General features: G+C 58.5%; 14 protein-coding genes and 1 pseudogene. 9 read left to right on the forward strand and 6 right to left on the reverse strand.

The genetic code is table 11. From position 1 onward, the window contains the following. Positions 1 to 545 precede the first annotated feature (545 nt). Complete coding sequence (gene pdxY, locus HWU94_RS05190; RefSeq protein WP_185174599.1) at positions 546 to 1,397, reverse strand: pyridoxal kinase PdxY; 852 nt, start codon at positions 1,395 to 1,397, stop codon at positions 546 to 548. Positions 1,398 to 1,707: 310 nt separating this feature from the next. Between pdxY and HWU94_RS05195 the strand changes: the two genes are divergently transcribed. From HWU94_RS05195 to HWU94_RS05215, 5 genes are read left to right on the forward strand one after another with little or no spacing between them, the layout of a single operon-like run. Further along, the gene (locus HWU94_RS05195) at positions 1,708 to 2,508 is read left to right on the forward strand and encodes a phosphoadenylyl-sulfate reductase (protein ID WP_185174600.1); all 801 of its coding nucleotides are present in this window, start codon (positions 1,708 to 1,710) and stop codon (positions 2,506 to 2,508) included. Beyond that, complete coding sequence (gene cysD / locus HWU94_RS05200; RefSeq protein WP_185174601.1) at positions 2,505 to 3,428, forward strand: sulfate adenylyltransferase subunit CysD; 924 nt, start codon at positions 2,505 to 2,507, stop codon at positions 3,426 to 3,428. Before HWU94_RS05195 ends, cysD begins: the two co-directional genes overlap by 4 nt. A gap of 3 nt (positions 3,429 to 3,431) precedes the next feature. Then, entirely contained in the window at positions 3,432 to 4,739 is a 1,308-nt protein-coding gene (locus tag HWU94_RS05205) for a sulfate adenylyltransferase subunit 1 (RefSeq protein ID WP_185174602.1), read from the forward strand. Then, complete coding sequence (locus HWU94_RS05210) at positions 4,736 to 5,623, forward strand: sulfite exporter TauE/SafE family protein (RefSeq protein WP_185174603.1); 888 nt, start codon at positions 4,736 to 4,738, stop codon at positions 5,621 to 5,623. Before HWU94_RS05205 ends, HWU94_RS05210 begins: the two co-directional genes overlap by 4 nt. A gap of 44 nt (positions 5,624 to 5,667) precedes the next feature. Then, positions 5,668 to 7,395 carry a nitrite/sulfite reductase gene (locus HWU94_RS05215; RefSeq protein ID WP_185174604.1) on the forward strand — a complete coding sequence of 576 codons (1,728 nt, stop codon included), beginning with the start codon at positions 5,668 to 5,670 and terminating at the stop codon, positions 7,393 to 7,395. Between the two features lie 178 nt (positions 7,396 to 7,573). Here HWU94_RS05215 and cobA read toward each other — a convergent pair whose 3' ends face one another. Continuing rightward, a complete protein-coding gene (gene cobA / locus HWU94_RS05220; RefSeq protein ID WP_185174605.1) occupies positions 7,574 to 8,647 on the reverse strand; it encodes a uroporphyrinogen-III C-methyltransferase in 1,074 nt (357 codons plus the stop codon). Positions 8,648 to 8,795: 148 nt separating this feature from the next. Continuing rightward, positions 8,796 to 11,432, reverse strand: coding sequence for a nitrite reductase large subunit NirB (nirB, locus tag HWU94_RS05225; protein ID WP_185174606.1), 2,637 nt, complete (start codon positions 11,430 to 11,432; stop codon positions 8,796 to 8,798). A 133-nt stretch (positions 11,433 to 11,565) separates the two neighbouring features. Here nirB and nirD point away from each other — a divergent pair, with 133 nt between their 5' ends. Both nirD and HWU94_RS05235 read left to right on the forward strand, forming a co-directional pair. Then, complete coding sequence (gene nirD / locus HWU94_RS05230; RefSeq protein WP_185174607.1) at positions 11,566 to 11,904, forward strand: nitrite reductase small subunit NirD; 339 nt, start codon at positions 11,566 to 11,568, stop codon at positions 11,902 to 11,904. Between the two features lie 41 nt (positions 11,905 to 11,945). Then, positions 11,946 to 12,401: a bifunctional precorrin-2 dehydrogenase/sirohydrochlorin ferrochelatase gene (locus HWU94_RS05235; protein ID WP_185174608.1), complete on the forward strand. Its 456-nt coding sequence runs from the start codon at positions 11,946 to 11,948 to the stop codon at positions 12,399 to 12,401. Here HWU94_RS05235 and HWU94_RS05240 read toward each other — a convergent pair. The 3 genes and pseudogenes from HWU94_RS05240 to HWU94_RS11765 all read right to left on the reverse strand — a co-directional run. Continuing rightward, positions 12,398 to 13,108, reverse strand: coding sequence for a GNAT family N-acetyltransferase (locus tag HWU94_RS05240; RefSeq protein ID WP_185174609.1), 711 nt, complete (start codon positions 13,106 to 13,108; stop codon positions 12,398 to 12,400). The two genes, HWU94_RS05235 and HWU94_RS05240, sit on opposite strands and share 4 nt — an antisense overlap. Before the next feature lie 123 nt (positions 13,109 to 13,231). After that, on the reverse strand, positions 13,232 to 13,543 hold the full coding sequence (locus tag HWU94_RS11760; protein WP_185174775.1) for a restriction endonuclease: 312 nt from the start codon (positions 13,541 to 13,543) through the stop codon (positions 13,232 to 13,234). Continuing rightward, positions 13,447 to 13,677 (reverse strand): annotated as a pseudogene (locus tag HWU94_RS11765) (hypothetical protein); the annotation flags it as partial. The pseudogene HWU94_RS11765 and the gene HWU94_RS11760, both read right to left, overlap by 97 nt. 722 nt (positions 13,678 to 14,399) lie before the next feature. Between HWU94_RS11765 and ileS the strand changes: the two are divergent. Beyond that, on the forward strand, positions 14,400 to 17,702 hold the full coding sequence (ileS, locus tag HWU94_RS05255) for an isoleucine--tRNA ligase (RefSeq protein ID WP_185174610.1): 3,303 nt from the start codon (positions 14,400 to 14,402) through the stop codon (positions 17,700 to 17,702). Next, on the forward strand, positions 17,703 to 19,127 hold the full coding sequence (locus HWU94_RS05260; RefSeq protein ID WP_342355185.1) for a Mur ligase family protein: 1,425 nt from the start codon (positions 17,703 to 17,705) through the stop codon (positions 19,125 to 19,127). Positions 19,128 to 19,133 lie beyond the last annotated feature (6 nt).

Below are 19,133 nucleotides of genomic sequence, written 5' to 3' on the forward strand. Positions count from 1 at the left end.
GCCCTTCCAGTAAAAATCCTGAAGCCCAAGTAACTCGAGCCGTAAGAAACCCACCTCGAATTCGTAAGCCTGTCCCTCGATAAGAGTGCCCCTAACCTGCTCAAAGCTCTCATATCCTGGTGGCATATGACTAAACGCTATGGGCGGGCACTCCCTAGAGTAGATAGAAAGCAAGGGCGTCTGGAAGGGAATCCCGCCCCCATTGCTATCAATGATTTCAACGTTAGTGCCCGTCACGGTACATACCTTGGTAGTGGTTAGCAATTTATTCCCAATGTATACGCCGCAGATAGCTAAAAATACCAGCGTGGCAGTCAAGAAAGCGATAGTTCGTTTGGCCGGTAATCTAGGTGTTCTGCGCACGTTGTTAGATGGAAGTACTGTGTTCTTGTGCTGACGTTTTCGTTTGGTCATAAGGGTCCACCCGCCCATCATCGGGCTTGCTGCTATCTTTTCGTCCTGTCCTCTGTCTTTTCCTTCTAGCCTCTGGGGTGTGCGAAAGCCCCGCATCCACCGGGGGAGCGGGGCCTTGGCATAGCAGAAATTTAGCGGATTCGCACGGCCTCAAAGGAAACCTGGGGAGCCACATAGGACTCCTGCGATTCAATGAGCTGTAGCTCGCGCTGGCCAGATTCTAGGGTGTTCTTCAGAAGCTCGTAGACGCTGGCGGTTGTCAGTTCCAGGGCCTCCTTCAAAGACTTACCCGAAGCAAAGTGAGAAGCAAAAAGTGCCTGGGTCACGTCGCCGGAGCCGTTAGCCTTCAGCGGTAACCGGTCAGTGGTAATCAGCCAGGCCTCATCGCCGGAGACAGCTAGCATCTGGATGCTGTTCTCGGGAGTTTCAGGGGTCGAAACGCTCGTGACCAGAACCGTCTTCGGGCCAATTTCCTGGGCCTTCTTGACCGATTCCAGCACCTCATCGAGGGTCTGCGGGCTGGTGCGGGTGACAAAGCCCAGCTCAAACTGGTTGGGGGTAATAATATCGGCGTGCTGAATGACCCGGTCACGGATCAGCTCCTGCACCTCAGGCGAAACAAAGCAACCGCTGGTGGCGTTACCCAGTACAGGGTCGCAGGAGTAGAGCACCTTGGGGTTCTTGGCACGGGCTTTAGCTACCGCGTCCAAGATCGCATCGCCAATGGACGAGCCACCCTGGTAACCAGAAATGACCAGAGCGGTGTCATCGAGGCCGCCGCGTTCTTCGATACCGGTAACAACCTCACGCACATCGTCGCCGGAAATCAGGGGGCCGCGCCATTCGCCGTAGCCGGTGTGGTTAGAGAAAAGGACGGTGTTGACCGGCATGACCTCGTGGCCTAAGCGCTGGAGGGGGAAAACTGCTGCTGAATTGCCGACATGCCCGTAGGCAACGGCTGACTGAATAGACAAAATACGCATAAATGTATTGTGTCACATACCCAAGATGCCCTGTGAACCTATGACGTTTCACGACCCCACGCGGTTACGGGTAAGGGGGAGCGCGAGCTCGTGACGAAATGTTAAAAGAGCCTGGTTGTAGCCCGAGGGGCGGCCCAAAATCGCGCGCACCTGCGTGAATATACACCTTTATTGATAACGAAAAATGACAAGGTTAATTTTTCTGACGAAACTCTACGGGACATGACAGCCCCAAACGCCAGTCCCAGAACCCACCGGGGGCAGGTGCTTAGACTTGAGCCAATTCATCACACGGTGGGAAGGAAAAACAATGCCGCAAACAATTCCAGCGTTTACAAACTTTGGTATTGGCTCAGCGCAACGTAAGTACAAGGACCCGGGGGAGAGCCCCCAAGGTACCGTACCCGCGCAGAAGCTCACTGCCCAGGAAATTGAGCGGAACCAGGAGCTAGTCAACCGGTACGCAGCAGACCTCTATGACGCGAGCGCCCAAGAAATTTTGGAGTGGGCCCATGAGCATGTGGAGGGGGCTCTGGCTGTCACGCTCTCTATGGAGAACACTGTGCTTGCTGAGCTGGCTGCGGACTACCTACCCGGTGCGGATTTTCTGTTCCTTGATACCGGATACCACTTCGCTGAGACTTTGGATGTGTCCGAGCAGGTTCGTCAGCGCTACCCGCAGACTCTGGTGGTTGCTCAGCCTCTGCTGAATACGGTGGAGCAGGACGCCACCTACGGCAAGGATCTGTTTAGCTCCAACCCGACGGCCTGCTGCCGTATGCGTAAGGTGGAGCCACTGGCGTCCGCTATGGGGCCCTATACCGGGTGGATTACCGGGTTGCGCCGCGCTGATTCACCCTTGCGGGCACAGACACCGGCTCTCGATATTGACGCCAATGGGCGGCTTAAGATTTCACCGCTGGTGACTTGGAGCCTTGAAGAAACTCAGCGGTTTATTGAAGAAAAAGATCTGATTGTTCACCCCCTGACGCTTGCGGGCTACCCGTCGATTGGGTGCGCACCCTGCACCGCGAGAGTAGAGGAAGGCCAGGACCCCCGGAGCGGGCGATGGGCCGGGTTCACTAAGACAGAATGTGGGTTACACGCATGAGCAACACATCGGTAGCAACTACCAGCCCCCTTTCACCTCACCTTAAAAACCTTGAGAACGAATCTATCCATATCCTGCGCGAGGTGGCTGGCCAGTTCGACAAGGTTGCCCTGCTGTTTTCCGGTGGTAAGGATTCCGTGGTGGTCTATGAGCTAGCCCGCCGCGCTTTTGCACCGGCACCTGTTCCCTTTGAGCTACTCCACGTGGACACCGGCCATAACTTCCCCGAGGTGCTGGCCTTCCGCGATGAACTGGTGCAGAAGACCGGAGCCCGCCTGCGGGTAGCTCATGTGCAGGACTGGATTGATTCTGGGGCTCTCCAAGAACGGCCAGATGGCACCCGCAACCCCCTGCAAACCGTGCCCCTGGTCGAGACGATTGAAGAGCAGGGTTATGACGCAGTTCTGGGCGGTGCGCGCAGGGACGAAGAGCGCGCCCGCGCTAAGGAACGCATTTTCTCGGTCCGTGACGCTTTTGGTGGCTGGGACCCCCGCCGCCAGCGCCCCGAGCTGTGGAACCTCTATAACGGTGGCCACCTACCGGGTGAGAACATCCGGGTCTTCCCCATTTCTAACTGGACCGAAACCGATATCTGGGAGTACATCGGGGCCCGGAAGATTCAGCTACCCCCTATTTACTTTGCCCATGACCGCCAGGTGTTTGAACGTGACGGTATGTGGCTCACCGCCGGTGAGTGGGGCGGGCCCACCAAGAACGAGACGATTGTGACCCAAAGGGTTCGTTACCGGACCGTGGGGGATATGTCTTGCACCGGTGCCGTGCTCTCTGAAGCATCCACCGTTGAAGAGATCATCACCGAAATTTCCACCTCCACGCTCACCGAGCGCGGAGCCACCCGAGCCGATGACCGCCTGAGCGAATCCGCTATGGAGGACCGCAAGAAGGAAGGGTATTTCTAAAAAATGACATACTCACACGAACCTGCCACAACACCGCAGGCACTCCAAGAACGCTCAACGCTCCATCTGTGCACCGCAGGCAGTGTGGACGACGGTAAATCGACCTTTGTAGGCCGCCTGCTCCACGACGCTAAGAGCGTGCTGGCCGACCAGCTTTCGGCGGTTGAGAGGACCTCCCGTGAAAAGGGGCTTGACCACCTTGACCTGTCTCTACTGGTTGATGGGCTCAGGGCTGAACGCGAGCAGGGCATCACCATCGATGTTGCCTACCGCTACTTCTCCACCGCCCACCGCACCTTTATTTTGGCGGATACTCCCGGCCACGTGCAGTACACCCGAAATACGGTGACCGGTGTATCTACCTCCGACGTGGTGGTGCTGCTGGTCGATGCCCGCCACGGGGTGGTGTCACAGACCCGCCGCCACCTGAGCGTTGCCGGTCTGCTCGGTATTAAGCACGTTATTCTGGCGGTCAATAAAATTGACCTGGTTGATTACTCGCGGAGTGTCTTTGAAGCTATCTGCGATGAGTTCACTTCCCTTGCCCAGGACCAGGGGATTGAGGACGTCCACGTCATTCCCATTAGCGCCCTGCACGGTGATAATGTGGTGGACCCTTCGCCCCAGACCCCTTGGTACAGCGGCCCCACCGTTCTGCACCTGCTCGAGACTATTGAACCCCGGGTAGAAGAAACGCAGGGTTTCCGCTTCCCCATTCAATATGTTATTCGGGCCAGCGGGCAGGACTTTCGGGGCTATGCCGGGCAGGTGACTGCCGGTTCGGTGCAGGTGGGGCAGACCGTGCTGACCGGTGGCGGGCTCCAGAGCACAGTGACCGAAATCAGCACTCCCGACGGCCCGGTTGAGCACGCTCATGTGGACGACTCAGTGGTTATCCGGCTGGCGGACGATATTGACCTAGCCCGGGGCGATTTGCTCAGCGCCCCCGACCGCCCCAGCGATCGGCGTGAGTTAACCGCAACGATTGTGGGCCTGGGCGATAAACCGCTGACCGCCGGTACAAAAGTTAACCTGCGCTATGCTACCTCCCTGGTCCGCGCCCGTATCCGCTCTATTGACTCTGTCTATGACATTGACACCGCAACCGATGCGCCCGCTGACCGGGTAGCTCTCAACGATATTGGCCGGGTTCAGATTCAGCTTGCCCAGCCCCTGCCCCTTGAAGACTACTCAGGTCGGGGTCGGGTCGGTTCCTTCTTGCTCATTGACGCTCATGACGGTAACACGCTGGCCGCCGGGTTGGTGGGGTCGGGGCATCTAGCCCCAGAGACGGTAAGGGGCGATGCTTGAAAACCCTGATTCTTATTGCTTTAGGCGGGGCCATAGCCCAACTGGTTGACGGGAGCTTAGGCATGGGCTTCGGCGCAACCTCCACCACCATGCTCATAGCCCTGGCCGCGATGAACCCGGCAGTGGCGTCAGCTACCGTACACGTTGCTGAGCTGGGCACCACCCTGGCCTCGGGAGCAAGTCACTGGAAGTTCAAGAATGTGGACTGGGCTGTTACCCGCAAACTCGCTTTACCGGGGGCGGTAGGTGCCTTCATCGGTGCCACCCTGCTTGCTAACCTGTCACTTGCCTTTGCGAAACCGGTGACCGCTACGATCCTGACTCTGATTGGTGTAAGCCTGGTGGTACGTTTTTCGCGTGGCCGCCGCAAAATCAAGCCAGAGGGGCAGGTCAAAAACTCCACCCTCACCACGCTGGGCTTTTTCGGCGGTTTCTTTGATGCCGCAGGCGGGGGAGGCTGGGGGCCGGTCACCTCATCGACGCTCATGACCATTGGCAAAGCAGAACCCCGCCGCATCGTGGGAACCGTTAACACAGCAGAGTTCCTGGTAACCCTAGCGGCATCTGCCGGCTTTCTGTTGGCTATGCGCGAGCAAATCCTCGAGAATATCACCGCAATCGGGGCACTCCTCATCGGCGGTGTGCTGGCCGCTCCGGTGGCCGCCTGGCTGGTCAGCATCGTCAACCCCACCCTGCTCGGCGGGTTCGTAGGCACCACGCTGGTGCTCACCAATCTCGGATCCCTGCTGGCCCTGTTGCCCTACCACGAAACGTACGCCCCTTTGGTCTATGCCCTGGTTACACTGGCGGGTATAGGGCTCAGTCTCAGGGGCATGTTCCTGACCAAAAAAATACATCCTCAGACCCGCCTAAGCCATAGCTGACCAGCCCCCTCAACAGATTTCACACAACAACAAGGTGAACACCATTGGCAAAAACACTCACCCCCCGTACCGATGCGGATGGCCCGCGCAGGAAGGCACCCCGCGTCGCTAAACCCAACGGGCAATGGAAGATTGATGGGCAAGAACCCCTGAACGCCAATGAGCAGTTCAAGCTCGATGATAGCGGGCTTAACGTCCGTCAGCGCATCGAAACCATCTATGCTCAGCAGGGTTTTGACTCTATCGAAGATAACGACCTGCACGGGCGCTTCCGCTGGTGGGGCCTCTACACCCAGCGCAAGCCGGGAATTGACGGCGGAAAAACAGCGACTCTCACCAACGAAGAACTCGAAGACCGCTACTTCATGCTCCGGGTGCGAATTGATGGCGGCCAGCTCACCACCGAACAGACGCGCGTCATCGGCGAAATCTCCCGCGACTTCGCCCGCGATACAGCCGATATCACCGACCGGCAGAACATTCAGTTGCACTGGGTTCGGGTAGAAGACGTCCCCGAAATCTGGCGCCGGCTCGAAGCCGTTGGGCTCGATACCACCGAGGCCTGCGGCGACGTATCGCGCGTTATCCTGGGCTCACCGGTTGCAGGAATCAGCGCCGAAGAGCTCTTTGACCCCACCCCGATTATTCGGGATATCAAAGACAGGTTCATCGGGCTACCTGAACTCGCTAACCTACCCCGCAAGTTCAAGACCGCTATCAGTGCCCACCCCTCCCAGGACGTCGTCCACGAAATCAACGACATCTCGCTGATCGGTGTGGAGCACCCAGAACTGGGTAAGGGCTTTGACCTTTGGATAGGTGGTGGGCTCTCCACCAACCCCAAACTCGCTGAGCGGCTTGGGGTATTCGTAGCACCGGAGCAGGCCGCCGATGTATGGCTGGGAGTTATCAAAATTTTCCGCGACTACGGCTACCGGCGTCTGCGCAACCGTGCCCGCCTCAAGTTCCTGCTCGCCGACTGGGGTACCGAGAAATTCCTTGATGTGCTTGAGGCCGAGTACCTGGGCTATACCCTACCCAAGGGCCCTGCACCCGAGACCCCCACCGTATCCGGGGACCATATTGGAGTTCACGAACAGAAAGACGGCAACTACTACATCGGTGTTGCCCCTTCTGTGGGGCCTATCAGCGGTACCCAGCTGATTCAGTTAGCGGATCTTCTGGAATCGGTGGGATCCTACCGCCTGCGCACCACCGTCTACCAAAAACTTGTTCTGCTCGATATCCCGGGGGAGCAGGTCACCACCGTAGTTCAGGGCGCCCAAAAGCTGGGGCTCAAGGCTACACCCTCACTCTTCCAGCGCAACACGATTGCCTGCACAGGCATTGAATACTGCAAACTCGCAATCGTCGATACCAAAGCCACCGCCCGGCGGGTGATAGGTGAGCTAGGAGAGCGGCTGGGTACCGCCGAGCAGGACGCCCTCAAACAGCTCACCCTGCACATCAACGGGTGCCCTAACTCTTGTGCTCGTATTCAGACCGCTGATATTGGCTTGAAGGGGCAGATCATTACCGTAGACGGTAAGCAGGTGCCGGGCTACCAGGTGCACCTGGGAGGGCGGCTGGCAGACTACACCAACTCCGGTGAAGGCGGGCTGGGCCGTACAGTGCGTGGCTTAAAGGTTCCTGCTACCGGGATTTCCGATTACGTGGAGCGGCTGGTTCGGAACTACCTGGCCCACCGCCAGAGCCCCGACCAGAGCTTCGCGGCCTGGGTAGCCCAGGCTGAGGAAGAACTGCTCCAGTAGGCAGTTACAGATATAAACAATGCCGCTGGCCCCGGGTAAGGGGCCAGCGGCATTGTTGGTAAAACGCTTAAGTTAGATGTCCATTGTGGCAGGCCTTGACGCTACCTGCCCTGATATCCCATATAACAAACACCTGGGCAACTAAAAAGCCTGTGGGTAAAGAAGTCCGCCTCTCTAGTTATTGACGGGAATCCCGCCCCTCGCTCAGCGCTAGCTGCAGTAGCGCATCGCGGCGGGCCTCCGCGTCCTTACCCTCAGCGTTGCCCGCATCCACGACCTCACCGATGACGGTAATTGCCGGCGGGCGCACATCAGATAGCTCATCGACAGCCCGCTCCAGCGTTGAATAACGCACCCGCTCATTCTCGCGGTACACACTCTCAAAAGTGCCCAGCGGCATATCAGCCCGGACGCCACGCGCAAGCAAACCTGCCACAGTGTGGGGGAGTGTGCGCACACCCATCAGCAGTGAAATGGTACCGCCCGACCTCACAAAACCAGCCAGATGGTCCAGTTCGTCGTCAGACAGCTCAGCATGCCCGGATACCACCGTAAACATGTGTGAAACCTTGCGCAGAGTCATCGGCACCTTTGCGCTAGCGGGCACAGCAATCGAGGACGTCACACCAGAGATGACCTCAACATCCAGCCCCGCGCGTTCACACACGTAGAGCTCCTCGGTGCCGCGACCAAACACGTAGGGATCGCCGCCCTTCATGCGCGCCACATTCTTACCGGCCAGCGCAAAATCAATCATCATCTGATCAATCTCTCGTTGCGGAACCTTGTGCGTACCGGGCACCTTGCCCACATCAATAATCTCAGCACCGGGAGCCCACGACTCAATATCGGAGGTAGGGGCCAGATGATCAATGAGCACCACATCGGATGCCGACAACGCCTCAAACGCGCGAGCAGTCATGTAACCGGGCGTACCGGGGCCAGCACCAATCAGAAAGACCGTACCGGTCTTACCTAGGGGCGCTTCGCAGTCAACCGTGACCACAACACCTGGCAGAATCTCAGCCACAGCAGAGCGCCATTGAGTAACAGCCGCGCCGTCGTCAGCACTAGGATCCGCGCAAATAACCACCAGAGCAGGACGCAAACCAGCCGCACCTTCTAAACCAGCGGTCTCAGCACATTGAATCACGGAACCAGCAGCACCATACTTGTGCGCTACACGCGCTGTACGCTCAGGATCACCGCACAGCAAGACCAGAGCATCGGTGACATCAAGATTTACAAACACAGTTCTTCAAAACCTTTCACTGCGCAAGACAGTGTATCTATACGCATAGAGCAAAAGTCGGGCTTTACCCCAGTACACCACGGCAGGTGACAAAAGGGTAAAAGCCCGACCTTTCACTTTTCACATTTGAAATGTATGTAACAAATGTTTATGCGGGAGCGCCTACAGGAATCTTAGCACCGGTAATCAGTACCGGGGCGTCGGCTTCCTCAGCTTCGGCGGCGGCTAGTTCCTCAGGGGTGGCCGGCCTGATCTGGTCACGTTCAAGCACGTACATGCGTGAGCCCTCGTCCTGAGCCTCGGGTTCGTTCACAAAAGCCCTAAAGCGGCGCAGGCGCTGGGGGTCCTTGAGAGTTGCGGCCCACTCGTCCTCGTAGTGCTCAATGTGGTACTGCATGTCGCGGTCAAGATCCTCGCAAATACCCAGCGAATCGTCGATGATGACGGAGCGCAGGTGCTCGATCGCATCACCGAACTTTTCGTCCAGGTCCTCTGCCCAGCGTGCGGTGCGCTGGAGCTTATCGGCGGTACGAATGTAGTACATCAGGTAGCGGTCGATGTAGCGGTAGGCGGTTTCCTGGTCAAGGTCCTGGGCAAAGAGGCGACCGTGAGCGGGTGTTGCGCCACCGTTGCCAGCGAAGTAAAGGTTCCAGCCCTTAGCGGTGGCAATCAGACCGACGTCCTTACCCTGCGCCTCAGCACATTCGCGGTTACAACCGGAGACACCCATCTTAAACTTGTGGGGCGAGCGCAGGCCCTTGTAACGGTTTTCGGTGTCAATGGCCATCTGGACGGAGTCCAACATGCCAAAGCGGCACCATGCGCTACCGATACAGGACTTGACGTTACGCAGAGACTTGCCGTAGGCCTGGCCGGACTCAAAGCCTGCATCTACCAAGCGCTTCCAAATGGCGGGGAGTTGCTCTAGTCGGGCACCGTACATGCCGATACGCTGGGCACCGTTCACCTTGGTGTAGAGGCCGAAATCGCCGGCAACCTGGGCAATGACAGCAAGCTTTTCGGGGGTAATCTCACCACCGGGGATACGGGGGATCACACCGTAGGTGCCGTCCTTCTGCATGTTCGCTAGGTTACGGTCGTTGGTGTCCTGAAGGGTTCCTCGGCCACCGTCCAGCGCATAGGACTTGCGGGTTGAAGCCAGAATAGAGGCCACGGTGGGCTTACAGATAGCGCAACCATCACTGCCCTTGCCAAAGCGTTCAAGGACGGAATAGAAGTCATCGAGCTCAACCACAGAACGCACCGCCATAAAGAGCTCAGCGCGGGACATCTCGAAGTGCTCGCACAGCGCATGAGAAACTTCTAAGCCCATCTTGGCCAGAGTCTGGTTCAGAGTCTTCTGAATCATGGGCACGCAGTTACCGCACTGGGTACCTGCGGTGGTGCATTTTTTGATAGAGGGAACATCGTGGTTGCCCTCGTGGACGCACTCACGGATAGTGCCGAAGGTGACGTTATTACAGGAACAGAGAATAGCGTCGTCGGGGAGCTCGGTATCGGGTACCCCGTCACTACCCGATGCCGATAGGTAGGCAGAGGGCTCGGCGGGTAGCTCACGGCCCAGCAGAGGCTTGAGCGAATCGTAGGGGGCGGTGTCACCCACAAAGACACCACCGAGCAGGGTCTTGGCATCGGCGGATGTAACAATCTTCTGGTAGAGACCGCGCGCCGGGTCAGCATAAACGATTTCTAGACAGTTCTTGGTCGCGCCCTTGCGGTCACCAAAGCCAGCAACCTCTAAGCCAGAGAACTTGAGCTTGGTCGCAACATCGAACTCTTCGAGCGTGACGTCACCGCCGGTCAGGTTGGCGGCAACAGCCTCAGCCATCTGATTAGCCGGCGCTACCAGGCCCCAGGTGCGACCCAGTACGCAGGCAACCTCGCCAATAGCCCAAATCTTGGGGTCCTGGGACTGGCAGTTGGGGCCAACAATCAGGCCACCGCGCTCGCCGACATCGAGGCCTGCGTCGCGCGCAATCTGGTCATTGGGGCGAATACCGGCGGCCATCATCACGATATCTGCTGGGATTACCTTAACGTCGGCTTCATCGCCCATACCGTTTGCCACCGAAACAGAGACGACCCGGCCCTGGGAATCCCGGTTAATGGTGGAGATAAAAGCACCCGTTTCAATCTCAATACCGGCCTGGCGGATTGCGGCGTTCACCGCAAAGCCACCGCCCTGATCCACCTCGATAGACAGGAGCCAGGGGGCAACATCGAGAATGGTGGGTTCGCCACCCAAATCGCGGAGACCCTCAGCGGCTTCAAGGCCGAGCAGACCGCCACCTACAACAATGGCCTTGGGCGCCCGCCCAAGCTTCTGCTTAAGCCGCGCCATCTCGGAAACAACCTTTTTGACACCGTCAATAGTGCGGAAGACGTGGGCGGCTTCTGAACCCGGAATAGGAATCTTAACGGCAGATGAGCCGGTCGCAAGAACAAGTTCATCGTAGGGATAGACCTGGCCATTAGAGGCATGAACGGCCTGAGATGCACGATCAATCTTGGTCCCCGTCACCTGATTGAGTAGGGTGATATTGGGAGCGTCCCACAGAGCTGCTTCGCCCAGAGTCAGATCCTTATCGGGGTCCTGGAAAATCTTTTCCAGAGCAACCCTGTCGTAGGGAAGGTAAGGCTCTTCGTTGAGGACAGTGATATGAGAGGTCCCACCGTCTTTCTCCTGGAAGGCTCGTACAAAGCGCCAGGCTGCGGGCCCGGCACCAATAACGACAATCTGACGGGTGGACGTTTGGTTCTGCATATCGACCATGTGGCTACCTCGGGTGAGATGCGGCTGTAACAACCGCTTTATTTGCTTGTCTGGTGCTAATATTATCAGCAGGGCCACAAAAAGCCACATAAGCGGGCGTAAAACAAGAAATATGGGAGGCGGCATGGCACCTTGCCAATGGCACAAAATTTGCGACCTTGAAGACCTAGAAGTGAACTGGGGTGAAGCGGCCCTGATCGAAGGCCACCAGTACGCGGTCTTCCGTACACACGATGACAGGGTCTTCGCTAGCGATCACCGCGACCCCAACTCAGGTGCCCTGGTAATCGCCAGGGGCATCGTAGGGGAGAAGGACGGCAATCATACCGTCACCTCACCTCTCTACAAGGATGTTTTCAGCTTGGAAAACGGGCAGTGCCTGAGCGGCGCTGACTTCACTCTGCCCATTTATCCCGTAAAAGTTCAAGACGGCCAAGTATTCATGAGTACTCAAGCCAGCTAGTAAGCTGGGTGGGTAACCGCCCCTAGCTTTCAAGGACTGCCATGCTTCCCTTAGCTCTCAACTGCGCCGGGCGTAAAGTCCTCCTGGTGGGAGGCGGACCCGTGGCAACCCGAAAATACAAAAACCTCCTTGAAGCGGGTGCAGAGATTACTCTGATTACCCCTGAGGCCAGCCCCTATCTGCAAGAGCAAGCTGAGCGAGGGGAACTAACATGGCACCGCCGGGTCTTCACCGAAGAAGACCTGGACGGTGCCTGGCTTGTTTTTGCTGCTGTTGACAACCAAGCCGTGAATCAGCGTATCGCCCAGCTATGCGAAGAGCGGCGTATCTGGTTCTGGTTGGGAGGCCAGCCAGAGGATTCAGCTTTCTGGTCTATGGCTCAGGCCCACCAGCAGGGGGTTACCGTGGCTGTCTCTGCTAGCCGGCGGCCCCGTTTAGCTAAAGAGCTTGCGGCTAAGCTCTCCGATTGGTTACGGGAGAACCTTCCTGACCTTTAGTTTTCACAACGCAGGGTCATGTCGTGCCAACGGGCTCCGCCGTGAGTTGACGCGGAAAGCCCGTCAAGCTCAAAACCAAGGTTCTGGTAAAAGCTAATCAGTTCCTCTTTGCAGGTGAGGATGACGCCTTGCCGCCCCTGGGACCGGGCCTGCTCAGTGAGGGTGGCGATGAGCTGGCTGGCGTAGCCCTTACCTCGATGCTCAGGCAGGGTGTTAATGCCAAAAATGGTTTGGTAGGCCCCGTGGCGGGTGTGGGCTAGGGGATTTTCATAGAGTTCGTCGAAGATAACGGGGGAGTCTGTAACAAGCCCGTCGATAAAAGCCACAAGTTCGTTATCGGCTTCTAAGACCCAAAAATGTTCACCAAAGGCCTTAAAGCGTTCTGTCAGAGCCTGTTCACTGGCGGCTTCGGCAGCTGGGAAGCAGCGTGCCTCAATAGCAGCTAGGGTAGGGATATCTTCAGCGCGGGCCTGGCGGATGGTAACGGTAGCCCTGGGTGTCTCTGATGCTTTCGCGGCCAAGTCCATCGCGGAAAGGGACTGGCCCCCAACACCCCAATCTGTGCGGGGAACCTCGTTCAGCATGACCCAGACGGAAGACTCCTTGGCGCCCATTACCCGGGCGTAGGTTTTGGTGAGCTCAGCAATTAGCTCGGCCTTTTTAGCATTGGACTGGATGGACGCGTAGGAAACATTGATAAGGGGCACGGGACCTCCTGGGATGGTGGGTGAGACTTTAGGGTAACGCTTTGCAAAAAGCAATAGGTAGGAGAACTATCATCACTTACAACTAAATGTTAGTGAGTAGTTCATCAGGTATCGGTTGGTTGGCTACATATCGGTATCATCGAAGAACTCGTCGTCCAATTCAACCACTTCGTAAATCTGCTTTGTTTGGATGCCTACTTTGTACTTGACCATGAGGGATGTAAGACGTTCGCCATCGATAAGGGCAATGTTATGAGAAGGCGACTCAGCAGTTCGTCGGGCGGACTCAGTGAAATTGCTGGTTGTGATAAAAACTCCGGAACTTACCCCTTTGATAGCTAGAGCTCCGATAAACTCACGTATGGTCGCGCGAGTAATAGCTTGATAACAGCTTTTTCGAAAAAAGACGGGTCTGAGGCACGTAGGCGCGCCAATAACTCGTCTTCCGTTTGTGAAGTGAGGAGAGCGATACCTTTACTTTCCAGCCAATTTTTACCGGCTTCGGTTATGGTATAGAAGCCTTTTGAGGGGCGGACTGCCCATCCTGCTTTTGTGATATGGCTGAGAGTCCACCCAAATTGTGCTCTTCAAGCACTTCCAGGGCTGGACGTACGAAGAAAGGCCAAGGGGGAACAGCTGCGGATTTATCGTTGGTCATGGTGGTAATCCTAGTTGTGTGAGTGTTTCAAGGAACAGAATACCCAAAACCCAAAATTGTAATTTGGGTCAGGCTCCTCACCCTGAATCGGTCGCCCTGTCCGCTATCTTGGGGGTATTTTTGGGTGCCACCCCTATATCTTGTACTCACATCTCTGTAATTTGAGGTGCCGATGAAAAACAGGTGAAAAATGGGTCAAAAACAGGTTAGACAGAGGCAGAATCAGCGCATAAACTAAGTATCAGTTGCAAAGACCCGGCCATCACCGGCGAGCAATCCGGAAGAACAGGCTATACCTGCACACCCCCGTAATTCGTTGCGACGAGGGGAGTGCGCGGAATAGATATAGCCCCAGTAGACCCGGACGGGTAAGCCCGAAACAGCTGTCATGAAGCGACTGATAACCGGTTCGACCCTGCGCTGGGCGCAACCTACCTCATCTCACGAGACGGTAGGCTGCCCCGGCGCAGACCCATACCCGCCCGCACTTTTCGGTGCGGCCCGGGGTGGGGTCGGGCCGGTTGACGTAAGCAAGGTGGTACCGCGCAGGTTCCTCACCCGTCGAGCGGACGGGGGAGGGCAGGCGTCCTTGCACCCCAAGTACTAGGCAGACAAGAACCTAAGGGCGCAACCATGACCAACAAGCCTGTTTACCCCAAGGCAAGCGCAAGCGGAGCCAGTTTTGTGGCCGCTTCCCCCTCTTTCCCCGCACTCGAAGAAGCAGTGCTGGACTACTGGAAGAATGATGGCACCTTCCAGGCCTCCATTGATAACCGCGACGCCGGCGAGAACGGCGCTAACGAGTTCGTCTTCAACGACGGCCCTCCCTTCGCTAACGGCCTGCCCCACTACGGCCACCTGCTGACCGGCTACGTCAAGGACCTGGTTGCTCGCTACCAGACCCAGCGCGGCCATAAGGTTGAGCGTCGTTTCGGCTGGGACACCCACGGCCTGCCCGCTGAGCTTGAAGCCATGAAACAGCTGGGCATGACCGATAAGCAGCAGATCATCGAGATGGGCATCGACAACTTCAACGACGCTGCCCGCGCCTCAGTGCTCAAGTACACCAAGGAATGGGAAGAGTACGTTACCCGCCAGGCCCGCTGGGTGGACTTCGAGAATGACTACAAGACCCTGAACGTGGAGTACATGGAGTCCGTCATCTGGGCCTTCAAGCAGCTGCACGATAAGGGTCTGACCTACGAGGGCTTCCGCGTGCTGCCCTACTGCTGGAAGGACGAAACCCCGCTCTCGAACCACGAGCTGCGTATGGACGATGACGTCTACAAGGAGCGTCAGGACCCGTCCGTCACCGTGGCTTTCCGCATTACCGACGACGCCACCCTGGCCAAGCACCCCGAGATTGCCGCCGAACTGGCCGGTGTTGAAGCCCTGGCCTGGACCACCACCCCCTGGACCCTGCCCACCAACCAGGCTCTGGCCGCTGGCCCCGAAATCAGCTACGTTGTCGTGCCCGGCGCCGGTGAACTAGAAGGACGCCGCTTCCTGCTGGCTGCCGACCTGCTGGGCGAGTACGCCAAGGACCTGGGTTACGGGGAGGCTGAAAAGCCCGCGGACGCCGCCCGCGAGGCCGTCCTTGCTACCTACACCGGCACCCAGCTCGAAGGCGTGCGCTACGCACCCCTGTGGGACTACTTCACCGACGCAGAAAAGTTCGGCACCGAGAAGGCCTGGCAGATTCTGGTCGCCGACTACGTGACCACCACCGACGGTACCGGCCTGGTCCACCAGGCACCCGCCTACGGTGAGGACGACCAGAAGGTCTGTGAGGGTTACGGTATCCCCGTGATTCTGTCTATCGACGAGGGCGCCAAGTTCCTGGACCTCTTCGCCGACTCTTCTCTGGCCGACGGTGCCCCCTTGGCTGACATTGCTGGCGTCCAGATTTTCGAGGCTAACCGCACTATCATCAACACCCTCAAGGCTGACGGTGTGCTGATTCGCGAGAAGTCCTATGTTCACTCCTACCCCCACTGCTGGCGCTGCCGCACCCCCCTGGTCTACCGTGCCATCACCTCCTGGTACGTGCGCGTGACCGACTTCAAGGGCCGCATGAGCGAGCTGAATGAGGACATCAACTGGATTCCCGAGAACGTCAAGCACGGCCAGTTCGGTAAGTGGGTTGAGAACGCCCGTGACTGGTCCATCTCGCGTAACCGCTTCTGGGGCTCCCCGATTCCGGTCTGGGTATCTGATGACCCCAACTACCCCCGCACCGACGTCTACGGCTCCCTGGCTGAGCTCGAAGCCGACTTCGGCCGCCTGCCCCTGAACAAGGACGGCGAAGTCGACCTGCACCGCCCCTACATCGACGAGCTGACCCGCCCCAACCCGGACGACCCCACCGGCAAGTCCACCATGCGCCGTGTGGAGGACGTACTGGACGTCTGGTTCGACTCCGGTTCTATGCCCTTCGCCCAGTTCCACTACCCCTTCGAAAACAAGGAGTGGTTCGAGGCCCACTACCCGGCAGACTTCATCGTTGAGTACATTGGCCAGACCCGCGGCTGGTTCTACACCATGCACATTCTGGCTACCGCCCTCTTCGACCGTACCGCCTTTGAGAACGTCATTGCCCACGGCATCGTGCTGGGCTCAGACGGTCAGAAGATGTCTAAGTCCCTGCGTAACTACCCGGACGTCTCCGAGGTTCTGGATCGCGACGGTTCGGACGCCATGCGCTGGTTCCTGATGTCGTCCCCGATTCTGCGCGGCGGCAACCTGATTGTGACCGAGCAGGGCATCCGCGAGGGCGTCCGCCAGGTCATGCTGCCCCTGTGGAACGTTTACCACTTCTTCGCCCTCTACACCAACGCTGCCAACGGCGGAGCAGGCTACGAGGCCAAGCTGGTTACCGAGGCCGAACATGTGATGGACCGCTTTATCCTGGGTAAGACCCGTCAGCTGGTTGCAGAGGTTACCGAGGCCATGGACGCCTACGATGTATCTGCCGCCTGCGAGGCCCTGCGCACCTACACCGACGCCCTGACCAACTGGTATGTGCGCCGCTCCCGCGAGCGCTTCTTCAACGAAGACGCCGCGGCCTTCGACGTGCTCTACACCGCCCTGGTGACCTTCGTGAAGATGGCGGCCCCCCTGCTGCCTTTGACCACCGAAGAAATCTACCGTGGCCTGACCGGGGAGCGTTCGGTTCACCTGACCGACCTGCCCTCACCTGCGGATTTCAAGGACGAGGCTGAGCTGCTGGCCCTGATGGAGACCACCCGCGCTGTCGCTTCTGCCGGTTCTGCCCTGCGTAAGGCCCACAAGCTGCGCGTGCGTCAGCCCCTGGCTGCCCTGACCGTGGCGGTTGCCGGTGGCAAGGACCTGGCCGGTACCTTCGAATCGATCATCGCTGATGAGCTCAACATCAAGGCGGTTGAGCTTCTGGACGCTGCCGAGGTGGCTCCTGCCAACTTCGGCATCTCCCAGCAGCTCAAGGTCAATGCCCGCGCCGCAGGCCCCCGTCTGGGTAAGCAGGTGCAGGTTGCCATTAAGGCCTCTAAGAGCGGGGACTGGAAGGTCACCGAGGACGGCACCGTTGTGGTTGGTGCCGACAACATGGCTCTGGAGCCGGGCGAGTACGAGCTTGAAACCGTGGTCGCAGAAACCGACGGCGCCGCAGAGCGCGCCGTCTCGGTTCTGCCCGGTGGTGGCTTCCTGGTACTCGACACCACCCTCACCGACGAGCTGCGCGCCGAGGGTACTGCCCGCGACGCCGTCCGCGCCATCCAGTCCGAGCGTAAGGACGCCGGCCTGAACGTCTCAGACCGCATCGAGCTGACCATCACCGCTCCCGCAGCCGAGCTCGAAGCTATCAAGAAGCACGAGGAACTGGTGACCGGCGAGACCCTGGCTGTGGCCGTGACCTACCTCGAGGGCGCTGAATTCTCAGCGACCGTGAAGAAGGCATAAATGACCAAGGACAACATGGAGCTTGACCCCGTGTTTGCCGAGATTGCTGCCGAGGGCGCTCGCGCTGACGACGCCCTCGGCGTAGCCTCGGTCTACGCTGACCTGCTGGCTCGTGCCCCCGAGCACAAGATGGCCCCCCGCCTCGACGCGATGACCCGCGCCGTGGAAATTCTGGGCGATCCCAACAAGGTGGCCCCGGTCATCCACATCACCGGCACCAACGGCAAAACCTCAACCGCACGCATGATTGAGCGCCTGCTCATGGCACACGACATCCGTGTGGGCCGCTACACCAGCCCCCATATTTCCAAGGTCACCGAGCGGATCTCGATTGACGGGGCTCCCGTGGCAGATTCCACCTTTGTGCGTATCTGGGGCGAGATTCAGCCCTACCTGCAGATCGTGGACGCTGAACTTGAGGCCGCCGGTGCCCCCCGCATCACCTACTTTGAAGCCCTCACCATCCTGGCTTTTGCGATTTTCGCCGATGAGCCGGTGGACGTGATGGTACTCGAGGTGGGCATTGGGGGCTCCTGGGACGCCACCAACGTCGCCGACGCTACCGTATCGGTGGTTACCCCCATCGGCCTGGACCACACCGACATGCTGGGGGAGACACTCGCCGAGATTGCCGGTGAGAAGGCCGGGATTATTAAGGATGGCGGCTTCCTCATCTCCGCTGCCCAGGACCCGTCCGCCGCCCAGGTCCTGCTCGAAGCCGCCCGCGCCCACAACGCCGACTACCGCTTTGAAGGCGTAGAGTTCGGCGCTGTCGACCGCACCGCCGGTGTGGGCGGGCAGCTTCTCACGATTCAGGGCCTAGCTGGCCACTACGAGGATCTAGCCCTACCCCTCTTCGGCGCCCACCAGGCCCAGAACGCCGCCGTGGCCCTGGCCGCGGTTGAGGCCTTCTTGGGCGGGGGAGAGAAGGAACTGAGCCTCGACCTCATCAAGCTGGCCTTTGGCGAGGTGCGCTCGCCAGGCCGTCTAGAGGTAGCCCGCACCGAGCCGCCCGTGGTGCTCGATGCCGCCCACAACCCCCACGGTGTCGCTGCTTCGGCAGCCGCCTTCAAAGAGTCCTTCAGTTTCGAAGAACTGCACCTGGTGGTGGGTATCTTGGGTGAAAAGGACGCCGCGACCATGCTGAACCTGCTCTTTGACGAGTACGTTGATCGGGCAGATTGGCGCACGGTACTGCACCTGACCAAGTCAGACTCTCCGCGTGCCATTGCCCCGGTAGAGCTAGCTGAATTGGCCCTCGACGCTGGTTTTGATGAAGACGCCATCGAGACCTACGAGAATATTCCCGATGCTCTGTCCGCAGCGGCGACGGCAGCAGCCGATGTGCCCAACCTGAACTCCGCAGTACTGGTCACCGGCTCCATCACCGTGGTGGGCGAAGCTAGCACCCTGCTCGGACTGTAAAGGAGA

It is taken from the genome of Rothia nasimurium (genome assembly GCF_014217215.1).
Classification (GTDB): Bacteria; Actinomycetota; Actinomycetes; order Actinomycetales; family Micrococcaceae; genus Rothia; species Rothia avistercoris.